This window comes from Amycolatopsis sp. A133, from assembly GCF_031082405.1.
Taxonomy (GTDB): domain Bacteria; phylum Actinomycetota; class Actinomycetes; order Mycobacteriales; family Pseudonocardiaceae; genus Amycolatopsis.
Genome location: NZ_JAVHJU010000034.1, coordinates 82,848 through 104,568, shown reverse-complemented (window position 1 = coordinate 104,568; position 21,721 = coordinate 82,848). Strand labels below are relative to the sequence as shown.

Sequence of the window (21,721 nt, the reverse complement as noted above, 5' to 3'; positions counted from 1 at the left end):
TGTTGTCAGGCTAGGATCTGACAACAGATGTAGTCAACCAAGGAGCTGTGATGCCGGGCCGGACCTGGGCGGGCACGACGCTGGACGACCGGAAGGCGCTGCGGCGGGGGCAGCTGGTGGCCGCCGGCCTCGCGCTGCTGGGCACCGAAGGCTCGGCCGGGACGAGCGTCCGCGCGGTGTGCCGGCACGCCAAGCTGACCGAGCGCTACTTCTACGAGAGCTTCGCCGACCGCGAAGAGCTGGTCGCGGCGGTGTACGAGCACGTCGGCGAAGAAGCGCGGCAGGCGCTCGTCGACGCGGTGCGGGACGCCCCCACCCCCGTCCTGCGGGCGGAGAACGCCGTGCGCGCGTTCGTCGAACTGATCGTCGACGACCCCCGCAAGGGCCGGATCCTGCTGCTCGCCCCGCTCACCGACCCCGCGCTGACCCGCCGCGGCCTGCATCTGCTGCCGGTGTTCGCCGCGCTCGTCGGCGAGCAGCTGTCCCACGGCGACGAGACCGAACGCCGGATGGTCGCCGTCGGGCTGGTCGGCGCGCTGAGCAACGTCTTCATCGCCTACCTCGACGGGTCGCTGAAGGTTTCGCGCGAGCGGCTCGTCGCGCACTGCGTGAAACTCGTCCTCGGCGCCGACGGCCACTGACCCACCTCCTTGCCGACCCCGTGACAGTCGCGCGGCGGATCGGGCACACTCAACCCATGCGTACCGCTGGGCGGAACGACGGCGCGAGCGGCGACGGCCTCGTCGCAGCCCGGCTCGCCGCGCTGCTGGAAGCCTTCCGGCCGGGTGACGACACCATCGGCGTCTCCGAGCTGGCCCGCCGGACCGGCCTGGCGAAGACGACCGTGCACCGGCTCGTCGGGCACCTGGTGGAAACCGGGCTGCTCGAACGCGACGCCGGCGCGGTGCGGCTCGGGCTGCGCCTGTTCGAAATCGGCCAGCTGGCCTCGCCGCGCCGCGGGCTGGTCGAGGCGGCCCGGCCGTACCTGGCCGACCTCCGCGAGGCCACGCGCAACACCGTCCACCTCGCGATCCTCGAAGGCACCGAAGTCGTGTACCTCGACGTGCTGCGCGGGCCGGACGCGCCGACGCTGCCGTCGCGCATCGGCGGCCGGTTCCCCGCGCACGCCACCGGCGTCGGCAAGGCGATCCTCGCGTTCTCCCCGGAATCCGTGGTGAACCAGGTGATCGACGCCGGATTGCCGCGGATGAGCGCGCGGACGATCACCGCGCCCGGCCTGCTCCGCCGCCAGCTCACCCGCGTCCGGGAAGACGGGATCGCCTTGGAGCGCGAGGAATCCGGCGTCGGCGTGGTGTGCGCGGCCAGCCCGCTGCTGGACTCGCGCGGCGTCGCGGTGGCGGCGGTGTCGATCTCCGGCTGGGCCAACCGGATGCGGACCGAACGGGTCGCCCCGGCCGTCCGGACGGTCGCGCTCGCGTTGACCCGGACGCTGCCGGGCTCCACTCCGGACAGTCGGAAATAATCTTTGCCCGGCAACGGATCTCGGGTCACTGCGCTCGCGGACGTGGTCCCGGACCGGCCGGGGCGGCGCGAACCGCTACAGTCCGTGCAATGGCCCCGCGCAGCCCGGTCTCCGCAGCACACCGGTTGCTGTCGCTCGACATCGTGCTGGCGCTGCTGGCACTGGCCGGCGGGCTGCGCGTGCTCTACCTGGCCGCCCCCGCCCCGGCGCTGCCCGCGGAGGCCGCCACGGTCGCCCACGTCCACGCGCTCGCCCACCTGACGTCGTTCGCCGACGCGGGCGGCGCCGGGGTCAGCCCGTTCGGCTGGCTGCAGCTCGCGGCGGCCACGATGGTCTCGGACGCGTTCGGCCGCTCGGCGACGGCACTGGCCGCGGTCCGCGAAACCGTGCTCCTCGCCGCGGTCGCGGGCGCGGTGCTGCTGTGGGTGCTGGCCCGCCGCCTTGGCCTGACGCGCTGGGCGTCCACGGCGGCGGTGCTGCTCCTCGCGGCCTCCCCGTTGGCTCTCGGCGTGCAGCGGCTGGTCGTCGTGGAGCACCTGGCGGCGCTGTGGGTGCTGGGGGCGCTGGTGCTGATCACCCGCCCGCGAGCCCGCATCCGCCACGACATCGTGGCGGCGGTCTGCTTGCTGGCGGCGGTGCTGACTTCACCGCTGGCGCTGTTCTTCCTGCCGGCGGCCGGCTGGCTGCTGGCGCGCCGCGCCCCGGCCCGCGCGGCACTGGTGGCGGTGCTGCTGAACCTCGGCCTGGGCATCGCGTTCGGCCCGGCGGCCGCGCTGCTCCGCCCCCACCTCGCGGCGGCGGGCCGCCCGTCGGCGGCGGACTGGGCCGCGCTCGACCCGGCGTGGATCGTGTTGTCGGCGGTCGCCTTGGTGGCGGCACTCGGCGTGCGGGCGGTGCGGCCGTTCGCGGTGTCGGGACTGCTGCTCGCCGCGGCTTTGCTCGTGCCGGGGGTACCGGACACGGCGGTGTTCGCGCTGCTGGTGCCGGTGACGCCGCTGCTGGTGGCGGGGATCGCGCAGGCAGCGGGGCGGCGGTGGTGGCCGGGCGGCTTCGGGGATGCGGGGCGTCGGGCGCGGTTCGCGTGGGGGGACCGGAGCCGGTCGTTCAGTTCGGTGCGCAGCGGAGGCACGGGCGGCCGCCTGGCGCGGGCCGCATCGGCCGACGTTGCCCCGCCTCCCCCGCCGCAGCCCGTGGCCGCGCACCGCGAGGATCACCGAGGCGGGTCCGCGTGGGAGGGCCGGCCCCCGCAGCCCACTCCGGCACGCCAGTGGATCACCGGCCGCCTGGCCCGGGCCCCGCAGGCCGCCACCCCGCAACCCACTCCAGCCCGCCGGGGGTTCCGGCCCCCACAGGCCGAAGTCACCCCAACCGCCGCCCCACCACCCACAACCGCGCACCGCGCGGACCAGGGCCACCTCACTCAAGCGTCCACCGTTGCCCACCACGGCCGTCCACCCCGCCGTCACCGCCTCCTGCTCGCCCTCGCCGGGGTCACCCTCGCCGCAACCGTCGCCGTCAGCTGGGGCTTCGGGTATCCCGCGCTGCAGCCGGCCGCCGACCGGGGCGGGCCGCTCGCTGCCGCGCGGGAATGGTTGCGTGCCAATGCTTCCGGGTCCCGGCTGCTGGTCGACGAGGCCGCCTGGGCCGAACTCGCGAACACCGGCTGGCCGACCGGCCTGCTCGCCGCGCCCGCCGCGTGCGCCGTCACCTGCCCGGCCGCCGAGTGGGCCGTCTTCGGGACCGGCGAAACCGGGCTCCGGAAGCGCTTCCCGGCCCTCGACGCCGCTTTCACCGGCGCGGGCGCGACCGCGGTGTTCGGCGACGGCGATATCCGGGTCACCGTCTGGCGGCTCGGGCTGCCCCCGGCCGACCCGGCCGCACCGCCGGAGACACCCGCCCGGGCCCACGCCGGCGCAGCCCTGACCGCCTCGGCCCGGATCACCCTGACCCCGGAAGCCGCCGCCGTCCTCCAAGAGGGCTGCGCCGATCCGCGGCTCATCGCGACGATCGCCGCGCTCGCGGCCGTCCAGCCGGTGCGGGTCGCCGCCTTCCCCGAAGTCGCCGGCGAGGACGCTGCCCGGCAGCCGCGCCGCCGTGTGCTGCTGACCGGCGGCGAAACCGGCGTCACCGCGTTCTACACCGGGCAGCGCGACCTCTTCCGCCCCGCTTCGGTCGTCCGCACGGCCGACGGCGTGCTCGTCACCTACCCGCTGTTCGCGCCCCCGGGACTGCTCGTCCCCTACTCCTCCCCCTGAGAACGCACCAGGGACACGCTTCGCAGGATCGCGGACATCCCCGGTCCGCCGCCCGCGGCGGCTGTCCACACTCCCGCAGCATGAACGACACACAGACGAGCCGCCGGACCGTGCTCGGCGGCGTGGCCGCGGCCGTGGCACTGGGGCTCCCGGCGGCGACCGGGACGGCGGCCGCCGGGACTCCCGGTTCCGGCCCGGAGATCGGCGTCCTGCTCTACGACGGGTTCAGCCTGCTCGACCCGACCGGCCCGGTGGAACTGCTGTCCCGGCTCCCCGGCGCGAGGGTCACCATGATCGGCGAACGCCGCGGCCCGGTGCGCACCGACACCCGGCGCACGGCGGTGTTCGCCGACCGCGCCGTGTCCGAAGTGGACCGGCTGGACGTGCTGCTGGTGCCCGGGGCGGGCAACCGCGGCACGGTCGCGGCGATGAACAACCCGGTGCTGCTGGACTGGATCCGCCGCATCGACCGCCACACGACCTGGACGACGTCGGTGTGCACCGGCGCGTTGGTCCTCGGCTCGGCGGGCCTGCTGCGCGAGCGGGCCACGACGTACTGGGCCTCGGCGAGCTACCTCGAGGCCACGTTCGGCGTCGAGTACGTGCCGGAGCGGTACGTCCGGGTGGGCAAGGTGATCACGGCGGCGGGCGTCTCGGCGGGCATCGACATGGCGCTGTTCCTGGCGGCCGAGCTGGCCGGAGCGGAGATTGCGCGCGCGGTCCAGCTGGCCGTGGAGTACGACCCGCAGCCGCCGTTCGACTCGGGCGACGCGGCCGCGGCGAGCCCGCAGCTCAAGGAGCTCGCGTTGCGGCTGCTCGCCGGATCGCAGCGGTAGCGGACGGGGTGCGGGGACGCGCCGGCGTCCCCGCACCACCGTCAGAGCGCGGCGACGGTCCGCTCCGGGTGCGACGGCCGCGGCAGCGCCGGGACGTCCGCCAGCAGGCCGCGCCGGGCCAGCTCCGGCCGGACGCCGTCGCCGAACCAGTACGCCTCCTCCAGGTGGGGGTAGCCCGACAGCACGAACTCCGTGACGCCGACCGAGTGGTACTCCTCGATCAGGTCGGCGACTTCGGCGTGGCTGCCGACCAGCGCGGTGCCGGCGCCGCCGCGGACCAGGCCGATGCCGGCCCACAGGTGCGGGTGGATCTCCAGCGCGCGGACGCCGCCGCCGGACCGGCCGCCGTGCAGCGCCACCATCCGCTGCTGCCCCACCGACTCGCTCGCGGCCAGCTGCGCCTGGGCCTTGGCGACCTGCTCCGGGCTCAGCGCGTCGAGCAGCTTCTGCGCCTCCGCCCAGGCCTCGGCCGAGCTGTCGCGGGAGATCGTGTGCAGCCGGACGCCGAACCGGATCGGCCGGTCCCCGGCCAGTTCGCGGACCCGGCCGATCTTTTCGGCGACCTGCGCGGGCGGTTCGCCCCAGGTCAGGTAGACGTCGGCGTGCCGCGCCGCGACGGGCAGCGCGGCCGGCGACGAGCCGCCGAAGTAGATCGGCGGCACCGGATCGGGCACGGCCAGCGTCGTCGCGCCTTCCACGCTCAGGTGCTCGCCCGCGAAGGTGAACGGCTCGCCCGACCACACCCCGCGGACGATGGTGAGGAACTCGCCGGTGCGGGCGTACCGGGCGTCGTGGTCGTGCCAATCGCCGAAGCGCCGCTGCTCCACCGCGTCGCCGCCGGTGACGACGTTGAGCAGCACGCGGCCGCCCGACAGCCGTTGGAACGTCCCGGCCATCTGCGCGGCGAGCGTCGGCGAGAGGACACCGGGGCGGAACGCGACCAGGAACTTCAGCCGGGTCGTCTCCCGGATCAGCGCGGCGGTGGTGAGCCACGCGTCCTCGCACCACGTGCCCGTCGGCGTCAGGACGCCTTCGAAGCCCTGCCGCTCGGCGGCGCGGGCGACCTGGGCCAGGTAGTCCAGGTCCGGGTCGCGCTGCGCGACCGGGCCGGCGGACCGGTTGGCGTGGAAGCGTTCCACGATCGTGCGGCCGTCGCCGCTGGTGGGCAGGAACCAGTGCAGCCTGATGCTCATCCGTTGCTCCTCGCCTGGTCCAGGTCGGGACCGAACCGCCGGTCGACGAAGGCGGCGAAGTCCACCTTGCCCGGCAAAGTCTTCTCGTCGGTGAAGGCGTCCGCGAGCTGCTGTTCGGCCGCCACCACGGAGTCGTCGAGCACGATCGGCAGGTCGCGGCCCGCCTCGACGGCCTTCTGGGCGACCTCCGGCTTCAACCCCGTTTCCTTCGCCCACGCCTGCGCCCACTCGCCGCGGTGCGTGTCGGCCCACTTCTGCGCCTTGACCACGCGGACCGCGAAGTCGCGCAGGGCGGAGTTCTTGCCGGGATCGCCGAGCGCGGCCGTGCTCGCCGTCAGGAAGCCCAGGCCGTTCGACGCGCCCCGGCCGTCGGCCAGCACCCGCGCGTGGGCCTCGAGCTGCGCCTGCGCGGTGTAGGGGTCCCAGATCGCCCAGGCGTCGATGGTGTGCTGGGTGAACGCGGCGTACGCCTCGGACGGCTGCAGGAAGCTCAGCTTGACGTCCTTGGTGGACAAACCGTGCCGGTGCAGGGTGTTCAGCAGCTGCCCGTGCGCCGAAGTGCCCTTCGCGACGCCGATCGTCTTGCCCTTCAGCGAAACGACGTCCCGCAGCGGCGAGTCCGGTGGAACGAGCACGGCTTCCCGTTCGACGTTGCTGCGCGACACGCTGATCACCTTGATCTTCGCCTTCGCGGCGGCCGCGAAGATCGGCGGGGTGTTGCCGACGCGTCCGGCGTCGATCGCGCCGGCCGAGGCGGCCTCGAGCAGCGGCGGCCCCGAGGTGAACGTCGCCCATTCGATCCGGTACGGCGTCCCCTGCAGCAGGTTCGCCGCGGTGAGCAGCGACTTCACCCCGCCCTTCTGGTCGCCCACCTTGAGCGTCACCTTCGCCAGGTCCGCCGCGCTCACCGGCGCCGGCGCGGGAGCTTCGCCGGTCGCCGTCCCGCAGGCGGTCACCACGAGGGCCGCCGCGACAGCAGCCCATCCGCTACGCCACCGCATCTCTCTACGCCACCGCATCTTCGGTCACTCCCAGGTCGGCCAGCACCCGCCGGCGGAGATCGTTGTGGTCGGCGGCTTCGCGCGGCCGGTGCCCGGCCACGATCCGGCCGCCGTCGAGCACCAGGACCCGGTCGGCGAGCCGCAGCGCCTCGTCGACGTCGTGGGTCACGAGCAGCACGCCCGGCCGGTGCCGCCGCCAGAGGTCCTGGACCAGGGCGTGCATCACGATCCGGGTGAGCGCGTCGAGGGCGCCGAACGGCTCGTCGAGCAGCAGCAGATCGGGCTCGCGCACCAGCGCGCGGGCCAGCGACACGCGCTGGGCCTCACCGCCGGACAGCGTGAGCGGCCAGGCGTCGGCGTGCGCGGCCAGGTGCACCTCGGCCAGCGCTTTGTCCGCCAATGCCCGGTTGCGGGACTTCGCGACGCCGTCCTGGCGCAGGCCGAGGACGACGTTGCGCCAGACCTTCCGCCACGGCAGCAGTCTCGGCTGCTGGAACGCGACCGAAACGGTTCCGGTGACTTCGGCGCTGCCTTCGACGGCACCGTCGAGGCCGGCCAGGACGCGCAGGAGCGTCGACTTGCCGGAGCCGCTGCGGCCCAGCAGGGCGACGAACTCGCCGCGTTCGACGGTCAGGTCGAGGCAGGAGAGGACGGTCCGGTCACCGAACCGCTTCGTGAGCCCGCGGACCTCGGCTACCGGGTTCGCCACCGCAGCACCTTTCGTTCGAGCAGCCGGACCAGCGCGTCGGTGACCAGGCCGAGCACGGCGTAGAGGACCAGCCCGACGACCACGACGTCGGTGCGCAGGAACTCGCGTGCGTTGTTGATGAGGTAGCCGACGCCGGCGTCGGCGTTGACCGTCTCGCCGACGATCAGCGCTAGCCAGGCGAGGCCGAGCGACTGCCGCAGCCCGACGAGCGCCTGCGGCAGCGCGCCGGGCAGGACGACGTGCCAGAGCCGTTCCGCGCGGCTGAACCCGAGCGCCCGGGAGGCTTCGACGAGGGCCGGGTCGGCGCCGCGGATTCCCGAGTGGACGTTGAGGTAGAGCGGGAAGGCCACGCCGAGCGCGACCAGCACGATCTTCGTCTCTTCGCCGATGCCGAACCACAGGATGAACAGCGGGATGAGGCCGAGGAACGGCAGGGTGCGCAGCATCTGCACCGGCGGGTCGACCAGGGCCTCGCCCCAGCGGGACAGCCCGGAGACGATGCCGAGCAGGACGCCGGCGACCGCGCCGAGCGCGAAGCCGGCACCGACCCGGCCGAGCGAAACGGCGAACGCCGTCCCGAGTTCGCCGCTGCGCGCGGCTTCGGCACCGGCCTGCACGACTGTCCACGGTGAACTGAGCTTGTCGGGCGGCAGGACACCGGTGGTACTGGCGATCTGCCAGGCGGCGACGAGCACCGCCGGGCTGATCCAGCGTTTGAGATCGGGTCGCCGCACGGCTTTGCGCGGCGGACGACCGGTGGAGCGGGCGCGCGGAAGCACGCCCGTGGTGGAAATCGACACGGATTTCTCCCGGGGACGGGGTGGATCGGGATGGCGTGGTCCCGACCTTCCGGTCCCCGGGAAGCGAAGTCAATCCGTGCCCACTCCGTGAACGCGCCGCGTTTCAGCCCGTGGAACGCACTTGGCTCAGCCGCCGAACATGACTTTCCATTCCTCCAGCGACCGCGGCCGGTAGACGAAGTTGGAGCGCTTCACCTCCGACAGCGCGGCCGACGGCTCGGCCGAATACTGGTGCCCGGGGTAGACGACGGGATCGCCGGACAGCCCGGCGAGCGCCTGCAGGCTGCGGTAGATCTCGTCGGCGTCCCCACCCGGGAAATCGGTGCGGCCACAGCCTTCCAGGAAGAGCGTGTCGCCCGAAACGAGCTTGTCCTCGACCAGGAAGCACTGGCTGCCCGGAGTGTGCCCCGGCGTGTGCAGCAGCCGGATCGGGATCGCTCCGACTTCGAGGACGTCGTCGTGGTCATGGGCCCGCAGGTCGGCACCGGACACCCCGGTGACCCGCCGCACCCACTCGCTCTCGGCCCCGTTGACGTGGATCGGCACCGGCTCGATCGCGAGGAGCTCGGCGATCCCGGGCAGCGAGAAGCCGAGCATCTCCCCGCCGACGTGGTCGGGGTGGTGGTGCGTCGCGAGCACACCGGTGAGCCGCATCCCGTCCTGCGCCAGGACGTCCAGGAGGTCCTGCACCGCGTAGGCGGGATCGACGATGACGGCGTCTTTCGTTTCGCGGTCGCCGATCAGGTAGGCGAAGTTCACCATCTGCGTCGCGACGGGATCGCCCACGGCGAAGTCACGGCCGGCGAGCAGCTGCCGGAAGTAGAGCCGATCAGTCATGCCGGACACCCTACGGTCCGTTCCGCACCAGCGCGGCGGCCTGGGTGAGCGCGGCCAGTACAGCGGCCACCGCGGGAGGGTCCGGCGGGTCGCCGTAGGTGGCTGCGTGGATGCGGCGGTGGACGCCGGCCAGCTCGGTCGCGTGGATGTCCGGGCGCCGATGGGCTTTCAGCGCCAGCCCGGGCAGGGTCGCGACCCCCAGGCCGGCCGCGACCAGGGACTGCACCACCACCATGTCGTCACTGGACGACGCGATGCGCGGGCCGAAGCCCGCCCCCGCGCAGATGGCGGTCAGCTCGGCCCGGCACCGGTCGCACCCGCCGATCCACGCGGCTTCGCGGTGGGCCGGCAGCGTGTCGGCCGGGCGGCGGCTGATCAGGTGGATCGGGTCGTCGGCGAGGTGGCGGAACCGGAAGCCCTCCTCCTCGAGCGGGGCGCCGGCGTGCTGGAAGACGAGGGCGACGTCGATTTCGCCGCGGCGCAGCATCTCCAGCGCCTCGACCGGGTGCCGGTCGGCCAGGCTCAGCTCGAGCCCCGGGTGGGCCCGCGCCAGGGAGGCGGCCGCCTCGGGGACGAGGGTGCTCAGCGCGGACGCGTTGGCGGCCAGCCGGACCCGGCCGGTCCGCAGGCCGACCTGGGCGGCCAGCTCGCCGGCCGCCGCGTCCACGCGGCCCACGATCTCGGCCGCGCGGTCGGCCAGCAAACGACCTTCGGCCGTCAGGCGGATTCCGCGGCCGGCCCGTTGCACGAGCCTGGCGCCGGTCGCCGTTTCCAGGCGGGCCAGGTGGTGGCTCACCGACGGCTGCGAATAGTGGAGCTCCCGGGCCGCTTCGGTCACCGACCCGTGCCGGGCCACCGCGGCCAGGACCTTGAGCTGGACCAGGTTCAGCATTCATCGAGAATATCAATGGGTTGCCACCCGGATTGGCATTGGACGTCATGTCCTGCCCCGCGCATCCTGATCGGGACACCGAGGAGGGCACGACGATGACCACAGGACCGGTGACCTGCGATCTCACGATCACGCTCGACGGCTACGCGGCCGGGCACCACCAGACCGAGCAGCGCCCGTTCGGCGACGACGGCGGCGACGGCTGGGGCGACCGGCTGCACGCCTGGTACGGCGAAGGCCGCGAGGCGCACCCCGAGGAGTTCGACCGCATGCTGACGGCCAAGGCGTTCATCATGGGCCGCAACATGTTCGGCCCGGTGCGCGGGGAGTGGGACCGGCCGTGGACGGGCTGGTGGGGCGACGACCCGCCGTACCACGGCCCGGTCTTCGTGCTCACCCACCACCCGCGCGCGCCGCAGCCGATGGACGGCGGCACCACCTTCCACTTCGTCACCGACGGCATCGAGGCCGCGATGGCGCGCGCCCGCGAAGCGGCAGGTGACGGCGGCATCTCCGTCCACGGCGGTCCGACCACCGTCAACCAGTACCTCGCCGCGGGTCTGGTCGACGAGCTGCGGCTGCACGTCTCGCCGTACACGCTCGGCGACGGCGTCCGGCTGTTCGACGGCGTGCCGCCGCTGAACCTGGAGCAGGTGGACGCACGGGCGACGCCTTCGGTCACGCACCTGCGGTACCGCGTGCTCCGCTGAACTCCGGCGTGGTGAGCACGATCCGGCCGAACACCTCGCCGGCGTCGAGCTTGCGGTGCGCCGCCGCGGCCTGCTCCAGCGGCAGCACCTCGTGCACGACCGCCCGCACGTCGCCGGCCAGCAGCTCGGCGACGGCGGCGCGCCGGTCGGCCGCCGGCACGGTGTCCGCGCTGAACGTCGCGAACGACAAGGACTTCCGGAACGCCGCGAACAGCGCCGTCCCGAAGTCGGCGGGCGGGTCGCCGGCCACCGCGCCGACGGCCACCAGGCGCCCGTTCGGGTTCAGCCGGCCGAAGAACGCCGGGAGGTCCGGGCCGGCCACGACGTCGAGGATGACGTCGTAGTCCCCGGCGCCCCCGCCGTCCCGGCCGACCACGTGGGTCGCGCCCAGCTCGCGCAGGCGGTCGCCGCGCTCGGCCGACGACGTCGTCACCGCGATCACCCCGGCTCCGCCGCGGGCCGCCAGCTGGACCGCCACGATCCCGATCCCGCCGGCCGCGCCGCGCACCAGCACCGACTCGCCGGGGGCGAACCGGGCGTGACGCAGGGCGAAGCGGGCGACCGTGCCGGAGCTGCCGAGCGTCACCGCGTCGACCGGCGACACGTCCGGCGGCAGCGCGACGAGCGTCGCGGCCGGGACGACCGCCTGCTCGGCGTAGCCGCCGCCGGTGCCGGCGAACGCCCAGACGCGCTGTCCGGTCCAGGCCGGGTCGACCCCGTCGCCGACCGCGGTCACCGTGCCGGCGATCTCGCCGCCCAGGACGTGACCGGCTTCGAAGCCGTAGGCGGCCAGCGCCCCGCTGCGGATCAGGACGTCGACCCCGCCGACGCCGATCGCCTCGGTGGTGATCAGCACCTGCCCGCCGGCCGGGCTCGGGTCCGGGAGGTCGACGACCGCCAGCCCCTCGGGCCCGCCGAACGCCTGCACCGCGACTGCTTTCACTGTTCTTCTCTCCTCGTTCCGCGATCCGTGATCGGCAGCGGACGCTAACGGACGCCGCCGTCCGGTCGGCTAAAGTGAGGAAGTGCCCGAGGGTTTGCCTCACCTGCTGCGATCCGACGCCCGGGACAACCGCGAGCGGATCCTCGAAGCCGCCCGCGCGGTGTTCGCCGCCGACGGCCTCGGCGTGCCGATGCGCGAAATCGCCCGGCGCGCCGACGTCGGCCCGGCGACCCTGTACCGCCACTTCCCGACCAAAGAGGCGCTCGCCGCCGAGGCGTTCGGCGAGCAGATGCACGCCTGCTACGCGATCGTCGACGAGGGGCTCGCCGACCCCGATCCGTGGCGTGGCTTCACCTCGGTGGTCGAGCAGCTCTGCGCGTTGCACGCCCGCGACCGGGGGTTCACCGCGGCCTTCACCTCGGTGTTCCCGCACGCGCTGGACTTCACCGCGGACCGCGAACGCGCGGTGAAGTCCCTCGCGGAGCTGACCCGCCGCGCCCGGGAAGCCGGTCGCCTGCGCGCGGACGTCGAACTGGACGACGTGATCCTCGTGCTCATGGCCAACGGCGGTATCCAGGCGTCCTCACCGGCGGTCCGGGTCGCTGCTTCGCGCCGCTTCGCCGCGCTCGCGATCCGGGGCATGCGGGCCTGAGCCGGCCCACTGGTGGACGCTTCCCCGGTGCAGGGCGGCGTAGACGCGGTCTCTGAGGACGTTCGCCTCGGGCGCGGACAGCGTCCGGTCCAGGGGGCGCAGCACCAGCCGAACGAGGAGGTTCTTCTGGTCCGGTTTCGCGCCGAGCCGGGCTCGCGCCTGCTCCGGCAGCCGGGCCCACGGCGTCTCCTGCCGGATCTCGACCGACTCGACGACGTCGGCTTCGCCGCCGAGGGCGTCACGGACGCGGTCGCCGAGGTCTTCGGCGCGGTCCCCGGCCGGCACCACGATCGACAGGTCGCGGCGCACCGGCGGCAGCGCGGAGACCGGCCGGTAGGGCGCGAGGTCCGTCAGCTGCGCGGCGACGGCCGGCTCGGTGGAGCGCAGCAGCCGGATGTCCGGGATGCCCTTGCGCAGCATGAGCATCCGGTCGAGGCCCATGCCGAGCGCGAGCCCGGACCATCCGTCCCCCAGGCCGGCCCGCGCCAGCACGGCGGGGTGGGCGAGCCCGCACTCGGCGACCTCGACCCAGCGCCCCTCGTGTTCGACGTCGAGCTGCGCACCCTCCACTGTGTACGGATGGCGGCGGGGTTCGAGCCGCCACTTCCGGTCCGGGACAAGGGCGGCGACCATCTCTTCGAGGTCGGCCCGGGTGGTGGTGCCGCGGACGATCCGCCACAGGTCGAGCTGGTGCGGCGTGCCGCTGTGCAGGCGGTCGATGCTGTCCCGGCGGTAAACGACACCGGGGCACACGAGCAGGACGTCGCCGGCCGGGCTCGCGGCCAGGGCCCGCAGCGCCGCGGGGATCATGGCGCTGGAGTGGCTGCGCAGGACGTGGTCCCGGTCGACGTACCGGGTGTAGCGGGCGTCACGGGTGACGTCGGCGGGGTCGTAGCCGAGGTTGTCGTAGTTGTCGGCGACGGTGACGATCCGGTCCCCCGGCCACCACCGGACGGCACAGGACCACCGGGCGGCCAGCGCATCGACGGCCTGATCGACAACGAGCTGGACGGCGTGCGGCCCGGCGGCCGGATCGGTGAGATCCCGGACGGCGAGGTCGCGGGCGAGCTGGGCGGGGCTGAGTGGTTCGGGCATGGCAAGGCCTCCAGGGTGAGCGGGACGGTCGAGGGAGAGCTCCCCCTGGCCCGGACACCCGGCGAGGTCGGTGCGGACAGCCGGTTTCCGCGTTCCCGACTTCGGGAGCGGGCGGATCGAACCGGGCGGCTCAGGCAAGCCCGGCCGCGGGCGTGGCACCGGAACCCCGCTGGCACCCGGAAAAGGGCCAGGGGGCCGGTAAATCGGCGGTACTCCGCGACAATGGCCACGAACTCAGGATAACGGGGCTGTCATTCGGTTTCCCGCGCTGAGATTGCGCGGGGCCGGGCCACAGCTGGCCGGGCCGCACTCCGCCAGGCCAGGCCAGGCCGCGCCGCGCCACAGCTGGCCGGACCGGGCCGCAACCCCGCCGGGCCAGACCTCACCAAGCCAAGCCCGTGCCGCACAACGCCAGGCCCTACCGCACCCACGAAACCCCACCCTCACCTGCCGCTCACTCACCCACCTCCCCGTCCGCCAGCTCGCGCAGCACGTCCAAATGCCCCACGTGCCGCGCCGTCTCCTGCACGACGTGCGCCACCACCCACCGCACGGTGAACTCCGACCGACGCCGGGTGCGGTCGTCGGGGCCCAGCCCTGTCAAGGCCTTCTCCGCGCGCGCCCACTCCGCCTTGTACGCCGCCACCACGGACTCCGGGGTGTCCTCCGGGGTCAGGTCCCAGCTCGGGTCCGGGCTGCCCGCCCACAACGACGGCAGGTCCGCCCCGCCCGCCTCGATCGACAGCCACCAGCGCTCGACCGCCGTCAGGTGCTTCACCACGCCCAGCGCGCTCATCCGCGGTGATGCCGGCAGCGGCGTCGCCGCCGCCTGGGCCCGAGGCAGCCCGGCCAGCTTGTTCACCGCCGTGGCCCGCAGGAACTGCAGGAAGTCCAGCTGCAGGCGCAGCTCGTCCCCGGCCACGGGCGCCGGCCAGCGGCGGTACGTCTTCGAACTCGTGTTCGACATGGCCGCACCGTACCGCAGCGGTCCGACAAAATGCCCGGCAACAGCCGGCAATAGAGTGACCCGCATGTGGTGGGGACTGCTCTGCGCCTTGGGCGCGGCATGCGCGTACGGCGTGGCTTCGGTGATGCAGTCGGTCGCCGCGCGGGCCACCGACACCGGGGCCGACGGCGTCGACCCGAAACTGCTGGTCCGCGTGCTCGGCCAGGGGAAGTTCGTGCTCGGGCTCTTCCTCGACGTCCTCGGGTTCGTCGCGCAGATCGCGGCCCTGCACGTCCTGCCGCTGTTCGTCGTCCAGGCCGCGCTCGCCGCGAGCCTCGCCGTGACCGCCGTCGCCGCGCGGTTCCTCGGTGTGCGGCTCGGCCGGCGCGAGTGGGCGGCCGTGGCCGTCGTGTGCGCCGGGCTCGCCCTGCTCGGCGCCGCTGCCGAAAGCGAGGGCTCCGATCCCGTCGGGCTGGGTTTCCGGCTCGTCCTGATCGCCGCGGTCGCCGTCCTCGCCGCGGCCGGGATCGTCGCGGGCAAGGCGAACCGCCGGATCCGGACGCCGGCGCTCGGGCTCGTCGCCGGGCTGTGCTTCGGCGTCGTCGCCATCGCCGGCCGGATCATCCCCAGCCTCGCGCCGCTGGACCTGCTCACCGATCCCGCGACCTACACCGTCGCCGTCGCGGGCGGGCTGGCGATGCTGTTCTACGCGACGGCGTTGCAGCGCGGGAGCGTCACCACCTCGACCGCGATGATGGTGCTCGGCGAGACGGTGTTTCCGTCACTGGTCGGTGTGCTGGTGCTCGGGGACCGCACCCGGCCCGGCTTCGCGGCCGTCGCCGTCGCGGGGTTCGCCCTCGCCGTGCTGGCCGCGCTCGCGCTGGCCCGGTTCGGGGAACCGGCGACCGAACCGCGGACTGAGACGAAGCCGACCGTGTTCCCGTAACTTCTTTACTTAGACTAGCCTTACCTATCCCAGCTCTGGACAGGGAGGCGCGGGTGCGCACGACGGGACGGCAGGTCCTCCGCCGGTCGATCGCCGGGCAACGACGATCGGTGGTGCTCGCGGCGCTGCTGACCGCGGGCCACCAAGGCGGCGAAGCACTGGTTCCGGTGGTGATCGGCGTGGTCATCGACCAGGCCGTCGCGGGCGGCTCGGTGAGCACGCTGCTGGTCTGGCTGGCGGTGCTCGGCGTGCTCTTCGCCGCGCTGTCGACCAGCTACCGGCTGGGCGCCCGCTTCGGCGAGCGAGCCGCCGAACGCGCCGCCCACGACCTGCGCCTCGACGTCGGGCGCCGGGTGCTGCACCCCGGCGGCGTCGGCGGCTCCGGCACCCTCGCCGGCGAGCTGGTGAGCATCGGGACGTCGGACGCCAAGCGCGTCGGCACGGTCAACGGCGTCCTGCCCTTCGGCGTCGCCGGGCTGGCCGGGCTGCTGGTCAGCGCCGTCGTGCTGCTCACCATGTCGCTGCCGCTCGGCCTGCTCGTGCTGCTCGGCACCCCGCCGATGCTCTACCTGGCGCACCTGATCGGGAAGCCGCTGGAGCGCCGCAGCGAAGCCGAACAGGAACGGTCCGCGGTCGCCTCCGGTGTCGCGACCGACCTCGTCGCCGGGCTGCGCGTGCTGAAGGGCGTCGGCGCCGAACGCGCCGCCGTCGACCGCTACCGCCGGACCAGCCAGGACTCGCTGCGGGCGACCCTGCGCGCGGCCCGCGCCCAGGCCTGGCACAACGGCGCGCTGCTGGCGCTCACCGGGATTTTCATCGCCGTCGTCGCGCTCGTCGGCGGCAACCTCGCCGCGGCGGGCGACATCAGCGTCGGCGACCTGGTCGCCGCGGTCGGGCTCGCGCAGTACCTGATCACGCCGTTCTCGATCTTCTCGTGGGTCAACGGCGAGCTCGCCCAGGGCCGGGCGTCGGCCGCGCGGATCGCCGACGTGCTGAACGCGCCGCCCGCCGTCGGCGCCGGGGACGCGACGCTGCCGGTCCCGGCGGCCGGGCACGTGAAGCTGTCCGCGCTGAGCCGCGGCGCCCTGCGCGACGTCGGCTTCGAGGCCCGTCCGGGTGAGCTGCTGGGCGTGGTGGCCACCGACCCGGCCGCCGCGACGGACCTGCTCGACTGCCTCGGCCGCGCCGCCGACCCCGCGAGCGGCTCGGTGTCGGTCGACGCGGTCGATCTGTCCACTGTGGACCCGAGTCGGGTCCGCGAGGTGGTGCTGGTCGCCGCGCACGACGCGGACCTGTTCGCCGGCACGGTCGCCGAGAACGTCGGGACCGGGCCCCGCGCCGCCGACGCGATGACCGCGGCCGCCGTCGACGAGGTGGCGAGCGCGCTGCCGGACGGCGCCGCGACCGCCGTCACCGAACGCGGGCGGTCGCTGTCGGGCGGGCAGCGCCAGCGGGTCGCGCTCGCCCGGGCGCTCGCCGCCGACGCGCCGGTGCTGGTGCTGCACGACCCGACGACCGCCGTCGACACGGTCACCGAGGCCCGGATCGCCGCCGGGCTCGCCGAACTGCGGCGCGGCCGCACCACGATCCTCGTGACCACCAGCCCGGCGCTGCTGGCCGCCACCGACCGCGTCGTCCTGCTCGACGACGGGCGGATCGCGGGCGAAGGCAGCCACGCCGAGCTGGCCGGCCGTCCCGACTACCGAGCGGCGGTGCTCTCGTGACCCGTGAACTCCTCCCCGTGGCCGACGGCCGCCGGATCCGCGCCGTCGTCGGCGAGCTGGCCGGCCGGGCGAAGGGCCGGACGGCGGCCGCGTTCACCATGCTCGTCGCGGCCACCGCGATCGGCCTGCTCACTGCCCCTCTGCTCGGCCGGGTCGTCGACCTGGTCGCCACCCGCCGTCCGGCGGCCGAGCTGGTCACGCCGATCGTGGGGCTGGTGCTCGTCGCGGTGGCGCAGGCGGTCGCGACGGCGATCGGGGTGTCGCTGGTGGCGCGGCTGGGCGAGACGATCCTCGCCGAGCTGCGCGAACGCTTCGTCGAACGCGCACTCGGCCTGCCGCTCGAACAGCTCGAGCGCGCCGGGTCCGGCGACCTCACCGCCCGCGTGACGAACGACGTCTCAGTGGTCGCCGAGGGCGTCCGGCAGGCGCTGCCCGAACTGGGCCGGTCGGTGCTGACGGTCGTCCTCACCCTCGGCGCGCTGGCCGTGCTGGACTGGCGGTTCCTGCTGGCCGCGCTGCTCGCCGTGCCGATCCAGCTGTGGACCGTGCGCTGGTACGTGCCGCGCGCGAAACCGTTGTACGCGGCCCAGCGCGAGGCGGTCGGCGTGCAACAGCAGCAGCTGCTGGACACCATCGGCGGCGCGAAGACGGTCCGCGCGTTCCGGCTGGCGGACACCCACCTGGAGCGCGTGCGGCAGCGGTCCGACGCCGCCGTCTCGCTCGCGTTGCGCGGGATCCGCCTGGTGACGCGGTTCTACGCGCGGCTCAACCTGGCCGAGTTCGTCGGGCTCTCGGCGGTGCTGGCGCTCGGGTTCCTGCTGGTCGGCTCGGACGCGGTGACGGTCGGCGTCGCGACGGCGGCGGCGCTGTACTTCCACAGCCTGTTCGGGCCGATCACCACCGCGCTGGCGCTGGTCGACGACGCGCAGGCGGCCGCGGCCAGCCTCGCGCGGCTGATCGGCGTCGCGGACCTGCCCGCCGAGGCGTCGCCCGCACAGCCGTCACGCCCGGTCGACGCGTCGGTGAAGACCGCGGGGATCGGGTACTCCTATGTGGACGGTTACCCGGTGCTGCGGGACGTCGACCTCGGTGTCGCGCCCGGCGAGCGGGTGGCGCTGGTCGGCGCGAGCGGGGCCGGGAAGACGACGCTGGCGAAGCTGATCGCCGGGATCCACCGCCCGGACACGGGATCGGTGACCCTCGGCGGGGTGCCGCTGGACGAGCTCGGCCCGGAGGGCACGCGCCGGACGGTCGGGCTGATCAGCCAGGAGGTCCACGTCTTCGCCGGCTCCTTGGCCGAGGACCTGCGTCTCGCGCGCCCGTCGGCGACCGACGCCGAACTGCGGGCCGCGCTGGCCAAGGTGGGCGCGCTGACGTGGGTTTCGTCCCTTCCGGACGGCCTCGCGACGGTGGTCGGCGAAGGCGGTCACCAGCTGACGGTGACCCAGGCGCAGCAGCTGGCCCTGGTCCGGCTGGTGCTGGCCGACCCGCCGATCGCGATCCTCGACGAGGCCACGGCCGAGGCGGGCAGCGCGGGATCGAAGGTGCTGGAGTCGGCGGCCGCGGCGGCGCTGGAGGGCCGCACGGCACTGGTGGTCGCCCACCGCCTGACGCAGGCGGCGGAGTCCGACCGGATCGTGGTCCTCGACGCGGGTGCGGTCGTGGAAACCGGGACCCACGACGACCTGGTCGCCGCGGGCGGCCGGTACGCGAAGCTGTGGGAGGCGTGGGCCGGCCAGCGCGCCTGACACACGGTGCCGGCCGATCCCGGCTGGCACCGTGCTTCCGGTCAGGCGATGGCCAGACTCCACTTCTGCCAGTTGGCCAGGGAAGTGCGCTCGTAGGTCGAAATGTTGGCGCTGGCGCTGGGCGTGAGGTAGTTGCCGCCGGCGACGTTGCGCACCCGGACCGTGCCGATCAGGTCCGGCTCGACCTGCCACTGCTGCGCCGGGTCGTTCGAAGCGCAGGCACTCACCAGGTCGACGTGGGGCGATCCGGACGACCCGGTGCGCAGGCAGGTCCCGGTCGCGAGATTGCGCAGCTGGACCACGCCCCCGCCGAGTTCGACCCGCTGGAACTTCTGTTCCACCGCACCAGCGCAGTCGGCCAGCTTCGCGGCGGTGCCACCGGCCGCGGCGCACTTGCCCTCCGACACGCTCTTGATCCGGACGATCCGGCCACTGGTGTCCGCCGGCGGAACCGGCGCGGTCCCGGTGACCCTGAACTGCCACCGCTGGTAGTCACTGCGGCCGGCGTCCTGCAGGAACACGCCGAAGTTGTCGTACAGGTAGGTATCGGCCACTCGGCCCGTCTTGGCGTGCGTCAGCTTCTCGCCGGCGACCACCCAGTACTGCTCTTCGTCTTCGTCGTCGCATTCGTAACGGACGACGTTGTTGATTCCCTTCACACAGGTTCGGTCGCCGAGGTTGCGGAGGATCACCTTGTCCCCGCCCACGGGGATCCGCTCCCACTGCTGGGTTTGTGCGCCGGTGCAAGTCTCCACCGTCACCCAGGCCACGGCCGGTGCGCCGACGCCGAGGCATTTGCCCAAGGCGACATTCTTGATTTCGAGCGCCTGATTGGTTTCCGCCATCGCGGGAGCCGTGACTCCCATCCCCATGGCCACTGCCGCGGCGATGACGGCGAAGATGCGCGATTTGAGTCACCCGGCGGACGATACCGATCTTGAGAGCAGGCGAGCACTCCATTAACGGCCATTGGTGTGAATAGTCCAGTTTGTTAGGCAAACGGCCGAGTATTGACAGGAACGCGACCCTTGCCGGTTGACGTCGGGGCCGGAACTCGCGTGATTAGAGGCGTATCTCGCGTGATTGGCGGGGCATCTCGCGTGATTGGCGGGGCATCACTCGGGTGGGACGACGACACGCCGGGAGCCTCGTGGCTCCCGGCGTGCCGGGTGGGAGGTGGTCAGGCGTCCATGGCGTCGGCCAGGGACTTGGGGCGCATGTCCGTCCAGTTCGCTTCCACGTGGTCCAGGCACTCCTGGCGGCCCGACGGGCCGAAGGCGACCGTCCAGCCGGCCGGGACGTCGGCGAACTCCGGCCAGAGGCTGTGCTGGTTTTCGGCGTTCACCAGGACCAGGTACGTCCCGGCGGGATCTTCGAACGGGTTGGTCATCGCGGGCCTCCTCAGGCGGTGATGTCCGTGCGGGCACCCTTCACCAGCGCGGTCAGCTTCTGGATGACCGGCGTGGCGAGCAGGTGGTTGAAGCGCGGTTCGGCCGACCAGTCACCCAGCTGGTCCGCCTTGACCGCGGGCAGCTGGTTCCAGGTCGGGAACTGCGTCATCTGGGCGCGCGGCAGCGCGTAGGACCGCGTGTCGGTGAGGATCAGGTCGGCCGGGTACTTGCCCGCCTGCTCCCAGCTCAGCTGCTCCCAGTAGTCCTCGTTGCCGCCGCCGGAGACGATGTCCAGCCCGAGCTCGCGGTAGTAGGCGAGGTCGGCGAAGTACTCCGGCTTCGCGATGTACAGGCCGTCCTTGTCGCCGTACAGCACGAGGACCTTGAGCCCGGCCTTCTCCTTCGCCGCCGCGCGCAGGTCCTCGGACGCCTTGCCGAAGTCCTCCTTGGCCTTCTTCATGGTGTCGGAGTTCGGGTCGCCGCCGAGGGCGACGGCCAGCTGCGAGTAGCGCTCGATCACCTTCGGCAGCGTGACCTTGTACTCCGACAGCGCGACGATCGGGGCGACCTGCTGCACCTTCGGGCCGAGGTCGTCGGTCAGCACCCACATGTCCGTCGGCTTGGTGCCGGTCAGGCCGGTGACGACCAGGTCGGGCTTGAGCGCGGCGAACTTCTCCATGCTGAAGTCGTCCCACGCGTTGCCGATCGACGTGACGGCGCCCAGGTCGATGTTGCCCGCCTGGAGCTCCTTGCCGCCGGACGCGGTCTTCTGCGGGCCGAAGACGCCGGCCGGGCGGACGCCGTAGTCCCACAGCGCGGCGGCCGCGCTGACGTAAGCCACGACGCGGGCCGGGCGCTGGTCGCGCGCGGCCTTCTGGCCGCGGTCGTCGGTGAACTCCCACGGGCCGGAAGCGGCGCCCGCGGGCTTGTCACCGCTGCTGCCGCACGCGGTGAGGGCCGCGGCGGCGGCGACGCCACCCGCCCCGATCAGGAATCCACGCCGGCTGAGCCCGGCAGCGCCTTGGAACACGGACATGAGCACCTTTCGAGAGCTTCGGGGGTCCGGGTGGCCGACCCCCGGATTTCACCAGAGACTTTAGGATAGGCACACCTTATTTAGGGCAGCCTCCCGAAGCAACTGTGTCAGCGCCCACCCCGGCCGGACAGCTGCGCCGGCGCGCCGGGCACCGGCTCGGCCGGGTCGTGACCCAGGTGGACCTGCCGGTTGTCGCCGTCCACGTGCACCACCCGCGGCCGGTGCGCGGCGCGCTCGGACTCGTGGACCTGGGCGTAGGTGATGATGATGACGAGGTCGCCGGGGTGCACGAGGTGCGCCGCGGCGCCGTTGACGCCGATCACGCCGGAGCCCGGCTCGCCGGTGATGGCGTAGGTCTCCAGCCGGGCGCCGTTGGTGATGTCGACGACCTGGACCCGCTCGCCCTCGACGATGTCCGCGGCGGCCATCAGCTCGGCGTCGATGGTCAGCGAACCGACGTAGTGCAGGTCGGCCTGCGTGACGGTGGCGCGGTGGATCTTGGCGTTCATCAGGGTGCGGTGCAC

General features: G+C 73.6%; 22 protein-coding genes. 9 read left to right on the top strand and 13 right to left on the bottom strand.

The annotated features are described in order from the left end of the window. The first annotated feature begins 50 nt into the window (after window positions 1–50). From Q5425_RS22360 to Q5425_RS22345, 4 genes are all read left to right on the top strand, one after another. Window positions 51–641 (top strand): TetR/AcrR family transcriptional regulator, encoded by a 591-nt coding sequence (locus Q5425_RS22360; protein ID WP_308674227.1) that lies wholly within the window; start codon window positions 51–53, stop codon window positions 639–641. 56 nt (window positions 642–697) lie between these two features. Continuing rightward, on the top strand, window positions 698–1,483 hold the full coding sequence (locus Q5425_RS22355) for an IclR family transcriptional regulator (RefSeq protein ID WP_308674226.1): 786 nt from the start codon (window positions 698–700) through the stop codon (window positions 1,481–1,483). A gap of 89 nt (window positions 1,484–1,572) precedes the next feature. Then, window positions 1,573–3,738 carry a glycosyl transferase gene (locus Q5425_RS22350; protein ID WP_308674225.1) on the top strand — a complete coding sequence of 722 codons (2,166 nt, stop codon included), beginning with the start codon at window positions 1,573–1,575 and terminating at the stop codon, window positions 3,736–3,738. Between the two features lie 80 nt (window positions 3,739–3,818). Continuing rightward, window positions 3,819–4,574: a DJ-1/PfpI family protein gene (locus tag Q5425_RS22345; protein WP_308674224.1), complete on the top strand. Its 756-nt coding sequence runs from the start codon at window positions 3,819–3,821 to the stop codon at window positions 4,572–4,574. Window positions 4,575–4,615: 41 nt separating this feature from the next. Here the strand turns inward: Q5425_RS22345 and Q5425_RS22340 are convergent, their stop codons facing one another. From Q5425_RS22340 to Q5425_RS22315, 6 genes are all read right to left on the bottom strand, one after another. Continuing rightward, entirely contained in the window at window positions 4,616–5,767 is a 1,152-nt protein-coding gene (locus tag Q5425_RS22340) for an LLM class flavin-dependent oxidoreductase (protein ID WP_308674223.1), read from the bottom strand. Then, window positions 5,764–6,768 (bottom strand): ABC transporter substrate-binding protein, encoded by a 1,005-nt coding sequence (locus tag Q5425_RS22335; RefSeq protein ID WP_308674222.1) that lies wholly within the window; start codon window positions 6,766–6,768, stop codon window positions 5,764–5,766. Before Q5425_RS22335 ends, Q5425_RS22340 begins: the two co-directional genes overlap by 4 nt. A gap of 4 nt (window positions 6,769–6,772) precedes the next feature. Then, entirely contained in the window at window positions 6,773–7,477 is a 705-nt protein-coding gene (locus tag Q5425_RS22330; RefSeq protein WP_308674221.1) for an ABC transporter ATP-binding protein, read from the bottom strand. Continuing rightward, the gene (locus Q5425_RS22325) at window positions 7,462–8,277 is read right to left on the bottom strand and encodes an ABC transporter permease (RefSeq protein ID WP_308674220.1); all 816 of its coding nucleotides are present in this window, start codon (window positions 8,275–8,277) and stop codon (window positions 7,462–7,464) included. Before Q5425_RS22325 ends, Q5425_RS22330 begins: the two co-directional genes overlap by 16 nt. 126 nt (window positions 8,278–8,403) lie before the next feature. Continuing rightward, on the bottom strand, window positions 8,404–9,114 hold the full coding sequence (locus Q5425_RS22320; protein WP_308674219.1) for an MBL fold metallo-hydrolase: 711 nt from the start codon (window positions 9,112–9,114) through the stop codon (window positions 8,404–8,406). A gap of 10 nt (window positions 9,115–9,124) precedes the next feature. Further along, window positions 9,125–10,006 carry a LysR family transcriptional regulator gene (locus Q5425_RS22315; RefSeq protein WP_308674218.1) on the bottom strand — a complete coding sequence of 294 codons (882 nt, stop codon included), beginning with the start codon at window positions 10,004–10,006 and terminating at the stop codon, window positions 9,125–9,127. A 95-nt stretch (window positions 10,007–10,101) separates the two neighbouring features. Between Q5425_RS22315 and Q5425_RS22310 the strand changes: the two genes are divergently transcribed. Next, window positions 10,102–10,716 (top strand): dihydrofolate reductase family protein, encoded by a 615-nt coding sequence (locus tag Q5425_RS22310; RefSeq protein WP_308674217.1) that lies wholly within the window; start codon window positions 10,102–10,104, stop codon window positions 10,714–10,716. Here Q5425_RS22310 and Q5425_RS22305 read toward each other — a convergent pair. Next, the gene (locus tag Q5425_RS22305; RefSeq protein WP_308674216.1) at window positions 10,685–11,659 is read right to left on the bottom strand and encodes a zinc-dependent alcohol dehydrogenase family protein; all 975 of its coding nucleotides are present in this window, start codon (window positions 11,657–11,659) and stop codon (window positions 10,685–10,687) included. The two genes, Q5425_RS22310 and Q5425_RS22305, sit on opposite strands and share 32 nt — an antisense overlap. Before the next feature lie 82 nt (window positions 11,660–11,741). Here Q5425_RS22305 and Q5425_RS22300 point away from each other — a divergent pair, with 82 nt between their 5' ends. After that, window positions 11,742–12,311 carry a helix-turn-helix domain-containing protein gene (locus Q5425_RS22300; protein WP_308674215.1) on the top strand — a complete coding sequence of 190 codons (570 nt, stop codon included), beginning with the start codon at window positions 11,742–11,744 and terminating at the stop codon, window positions 12,309–12,311. Here Q5425_RS22300 and Q5425_RS22295 read toward each other — a convergent pair. After that, on the bottom strand, window positions 12,243–13,406 hold the full coding sequence (locus Q5425_RS22295) for a hypothetical protein (RefSeq protein WP_308674214.1): 1,164 nt from the start codon (window positions 13,404–13,406) through the stop codon (window positions 12,243–12,245). The genes Q5425_RS22300 and Q5425_RS22295 overlap by 69 nt on opposite strands. A gap of 454 nt (window positions 13,407–13,860) precedes the next feature. After that, complete coding sequence (locus tag Q5425_RS22290) at window positions 13,861–14,373, bottom strand: DinB family protein (RefSeq protein WP_308674213.1); 513 nt, start codon at window positions 14,371–14,373, stop codon at window positions 13,861–13,863. Window positions 14,374–14,437: 64 nt separating this feature from the next. On the opposite strand from Q5425_RS22290, the gene Q5425_RS22285 reads away from it, so the two are divergent. From Q5425_RS22285 to Q5425_RS22275, 3 genes are read left to right on the top strand one after another with little or no spacing between them, the layout of a single operon-like run. Further along, a complete protein-coding gene (locus Q5425_RS22285) occupies window positions 14,438–15,298 on the top strand; it encodes a hypothetical protein (RefSeq protein ID WP_308674212.1) in 861 nt (286 codons plus the stop codon). A 53-nt stretch (window positions 15,299–15,351) separates the two neighbouring features. Next, window positions 15,352–17,022 (top strand): ABC transporter ATP-binding protein, encoded by a 1,671-nt coding sequence (locus Q5425_RS22280; RefSeq protein ID WP_308674211.1) that lies wholly within the window; start codon window positions 15,352–15,354, stop codon window positions 17,020–17,022. Beyond that, window positions 17,019–18,770 (top strand): ABC transporter ATP-binding protein, encoded by a 1,752-nt coding sequence (locus Q5425_RS22275; protein ID WP_308674210.1) that lies wholly within the window; start codon window positions 17,019–17,021, stop codon window positions 18,768–18,770. Before Q5425_RS22280 ends, Q5425_RS22275 begins: the two co-directional genes overlap by 4 nt. Window positions 18,771–18,811: 41 nt before the next feature. Here the strand turns inward: Q5425_RS22275 and Q5425_RS22270 are convergent, their stop codons facing one another. The 4 genes from Q5425_RS22270 to panD form a co-directional block, all read right to left on the bottom strand. After that, window positions 18,812–19,642, bottom strand: coding sequence for an RICIN domain-containing protein (locus Q5425_RS22270; RefSeq protein WP_308674209.1), 831 nt, complete (start codon window positions 19,640–19,642; stop codon window positions 18,812–18,814). A 308-nt stretch (window positions 19,643–19,950) separates the two neighbouring features. After that, window positions 19,951–20,160, bottom strand: a complete 210-nt coding sequence (locus Q5425_RS22265) for an MbtH family protein (RefSeq protein WP_308674208.1) — start codon at window positions 20,158–20,160, stop codon at window positions 19,951–19,953. Window positions 20,161–20,171: 11 nt separating this feature from the next. Next, window positions 20,172–21,197: an ABC transporter substrate-binding protein gene (locus Q5425_RS22260; protein ID WP_308674207.1), complete on the bottom strand. Its 1,026-nt coding sequence runs from the start codon at window positions 21,195–21,197 to the stop codon at window positions 20,172–20,174. Between the two features lie 107 nt (window positions 21,198–21,304). Next, window positions 21,305–21,721 (bottom strand): aspartate 1-decarboxylase, encoded by a 417-nt coding sequence (panD, locus tag Q5425_RS22255; protein WP_308674206.1) that lies wholly within the window; start codon window positions 21,719–21,721, stop codon window positions 21,305–21,307.

Excerpts from the sequence above, each read along its gene's own strand:
- Q5425_RS22360 (WP_308674227.1), top strand. The coding sequence starts at position 51 with ATGCCGGGCCGGACCTGGGCGGGCACGACGCTGGACGACCGGAAGGCG.
- Q5425_RS22355 (WP_308674226.1), top strand. The coding sequence starts at position 698 with ATGCGTACCGCTGGGCGGAACGACGGCGCGAGCGGCGACGGCCTCGTC.
- Q5425_RS22350 (WP_308674225.1), top strand. The coding sequence starts at position 1,573 with ATGGCCCCGCGCAGCCCGGTCTCCGCAGCACACCGGTTGCTGTCGCTC.
- Q5425_RS22345 (WP_308674224.1), top strand. The coding sequence starts at position 3,819 with ATGAACGACACACAGACGAGCCGCCGGACCGTGCTCGGCGGCGTGGCC.
- Q5425_RS22340 (WP_308674223.1), bottom strand. The coding sequence starts at position 5,767 with ATGAGCATCAGGCTGCACTGGTTCCTGCCCACCAGCGGCGACGGCCGC.
- Q5425_RS22335 (WP_308674222.1), bottom strand. The coding sequence starts at position 6,768 with ATGCGGTGGCGTAGCGGATGGGCTGCTGTCGCGGCGGCCCTCGTGGTG.
- Q5425_RS22320 (WP_308674219.1), bottom strand. The coding sequence starts at position 9,114 with ATGACTGATCGGCTCTACTTCCGGCAGCTGCTCGCCGGCCGTGACTTC.
- Q5425_RS22315 (WP_308674218.1), bottom strand. The coding sequence starts at position 10,006 with ATGCTGAACCTGGTCCAGCTCAAGGTCCTGGCCGCGGTGGCCCGGCAC.
- Q5425_RS22310 (WP_308674217.1), top strand. The coding sequence starts at position 10,102 with ATGACCACAGGACCGGTGACCTGCGATCTCACGATCACGCTCGACGGC.
- Q5425_RS22295 (WP_308674214.1), bottom strand. The coding sequence starts at position 13,406 with ATGCCCGAACCACTCAGCCCCGCCCAGCTCGCCCGCGACCTCGCCGTC.
- Q5425_RS22290 (WP_308674213.1), bottom strand. The coding sequence starts at position 14,373 with ATGTCGAACACGAGTTCGAAGACGTACCGCCGCTGGCCGGCGCCCGTG.
- Q5425_RS22285 (WP_308674212.1), top strand. The coding sequence starts at position 14,438 with ATGTGGTGGGGACTGCTCTGCGCCTTGGGCGCGGCATGCGCGTACGGC.
- Q5425_RS22270 (WP_308674209.1), bottom strand. The coding sequence starts at position 19,642 with ATGGGGATGGGAGTCACGGCTCCCGCGATGGCGGAAACCAATCAGGCG.
- Q5425_RS22265 (WP_308674208.1), bottom strand. The coding sequence starts at position 20,160 with ATGACCAACCCGTTCGAAGATCCCGCCGGGACGTACCTGGTCCTGGTG.
- Q5425_RS22260 (WP_308674207.1), bottom strand. The coding sequence starts at position 21,197 with ATGTCCGTGTTCCAAGGCGCTGCCGGGCTCAGCCGGCGTGGATTCCTG.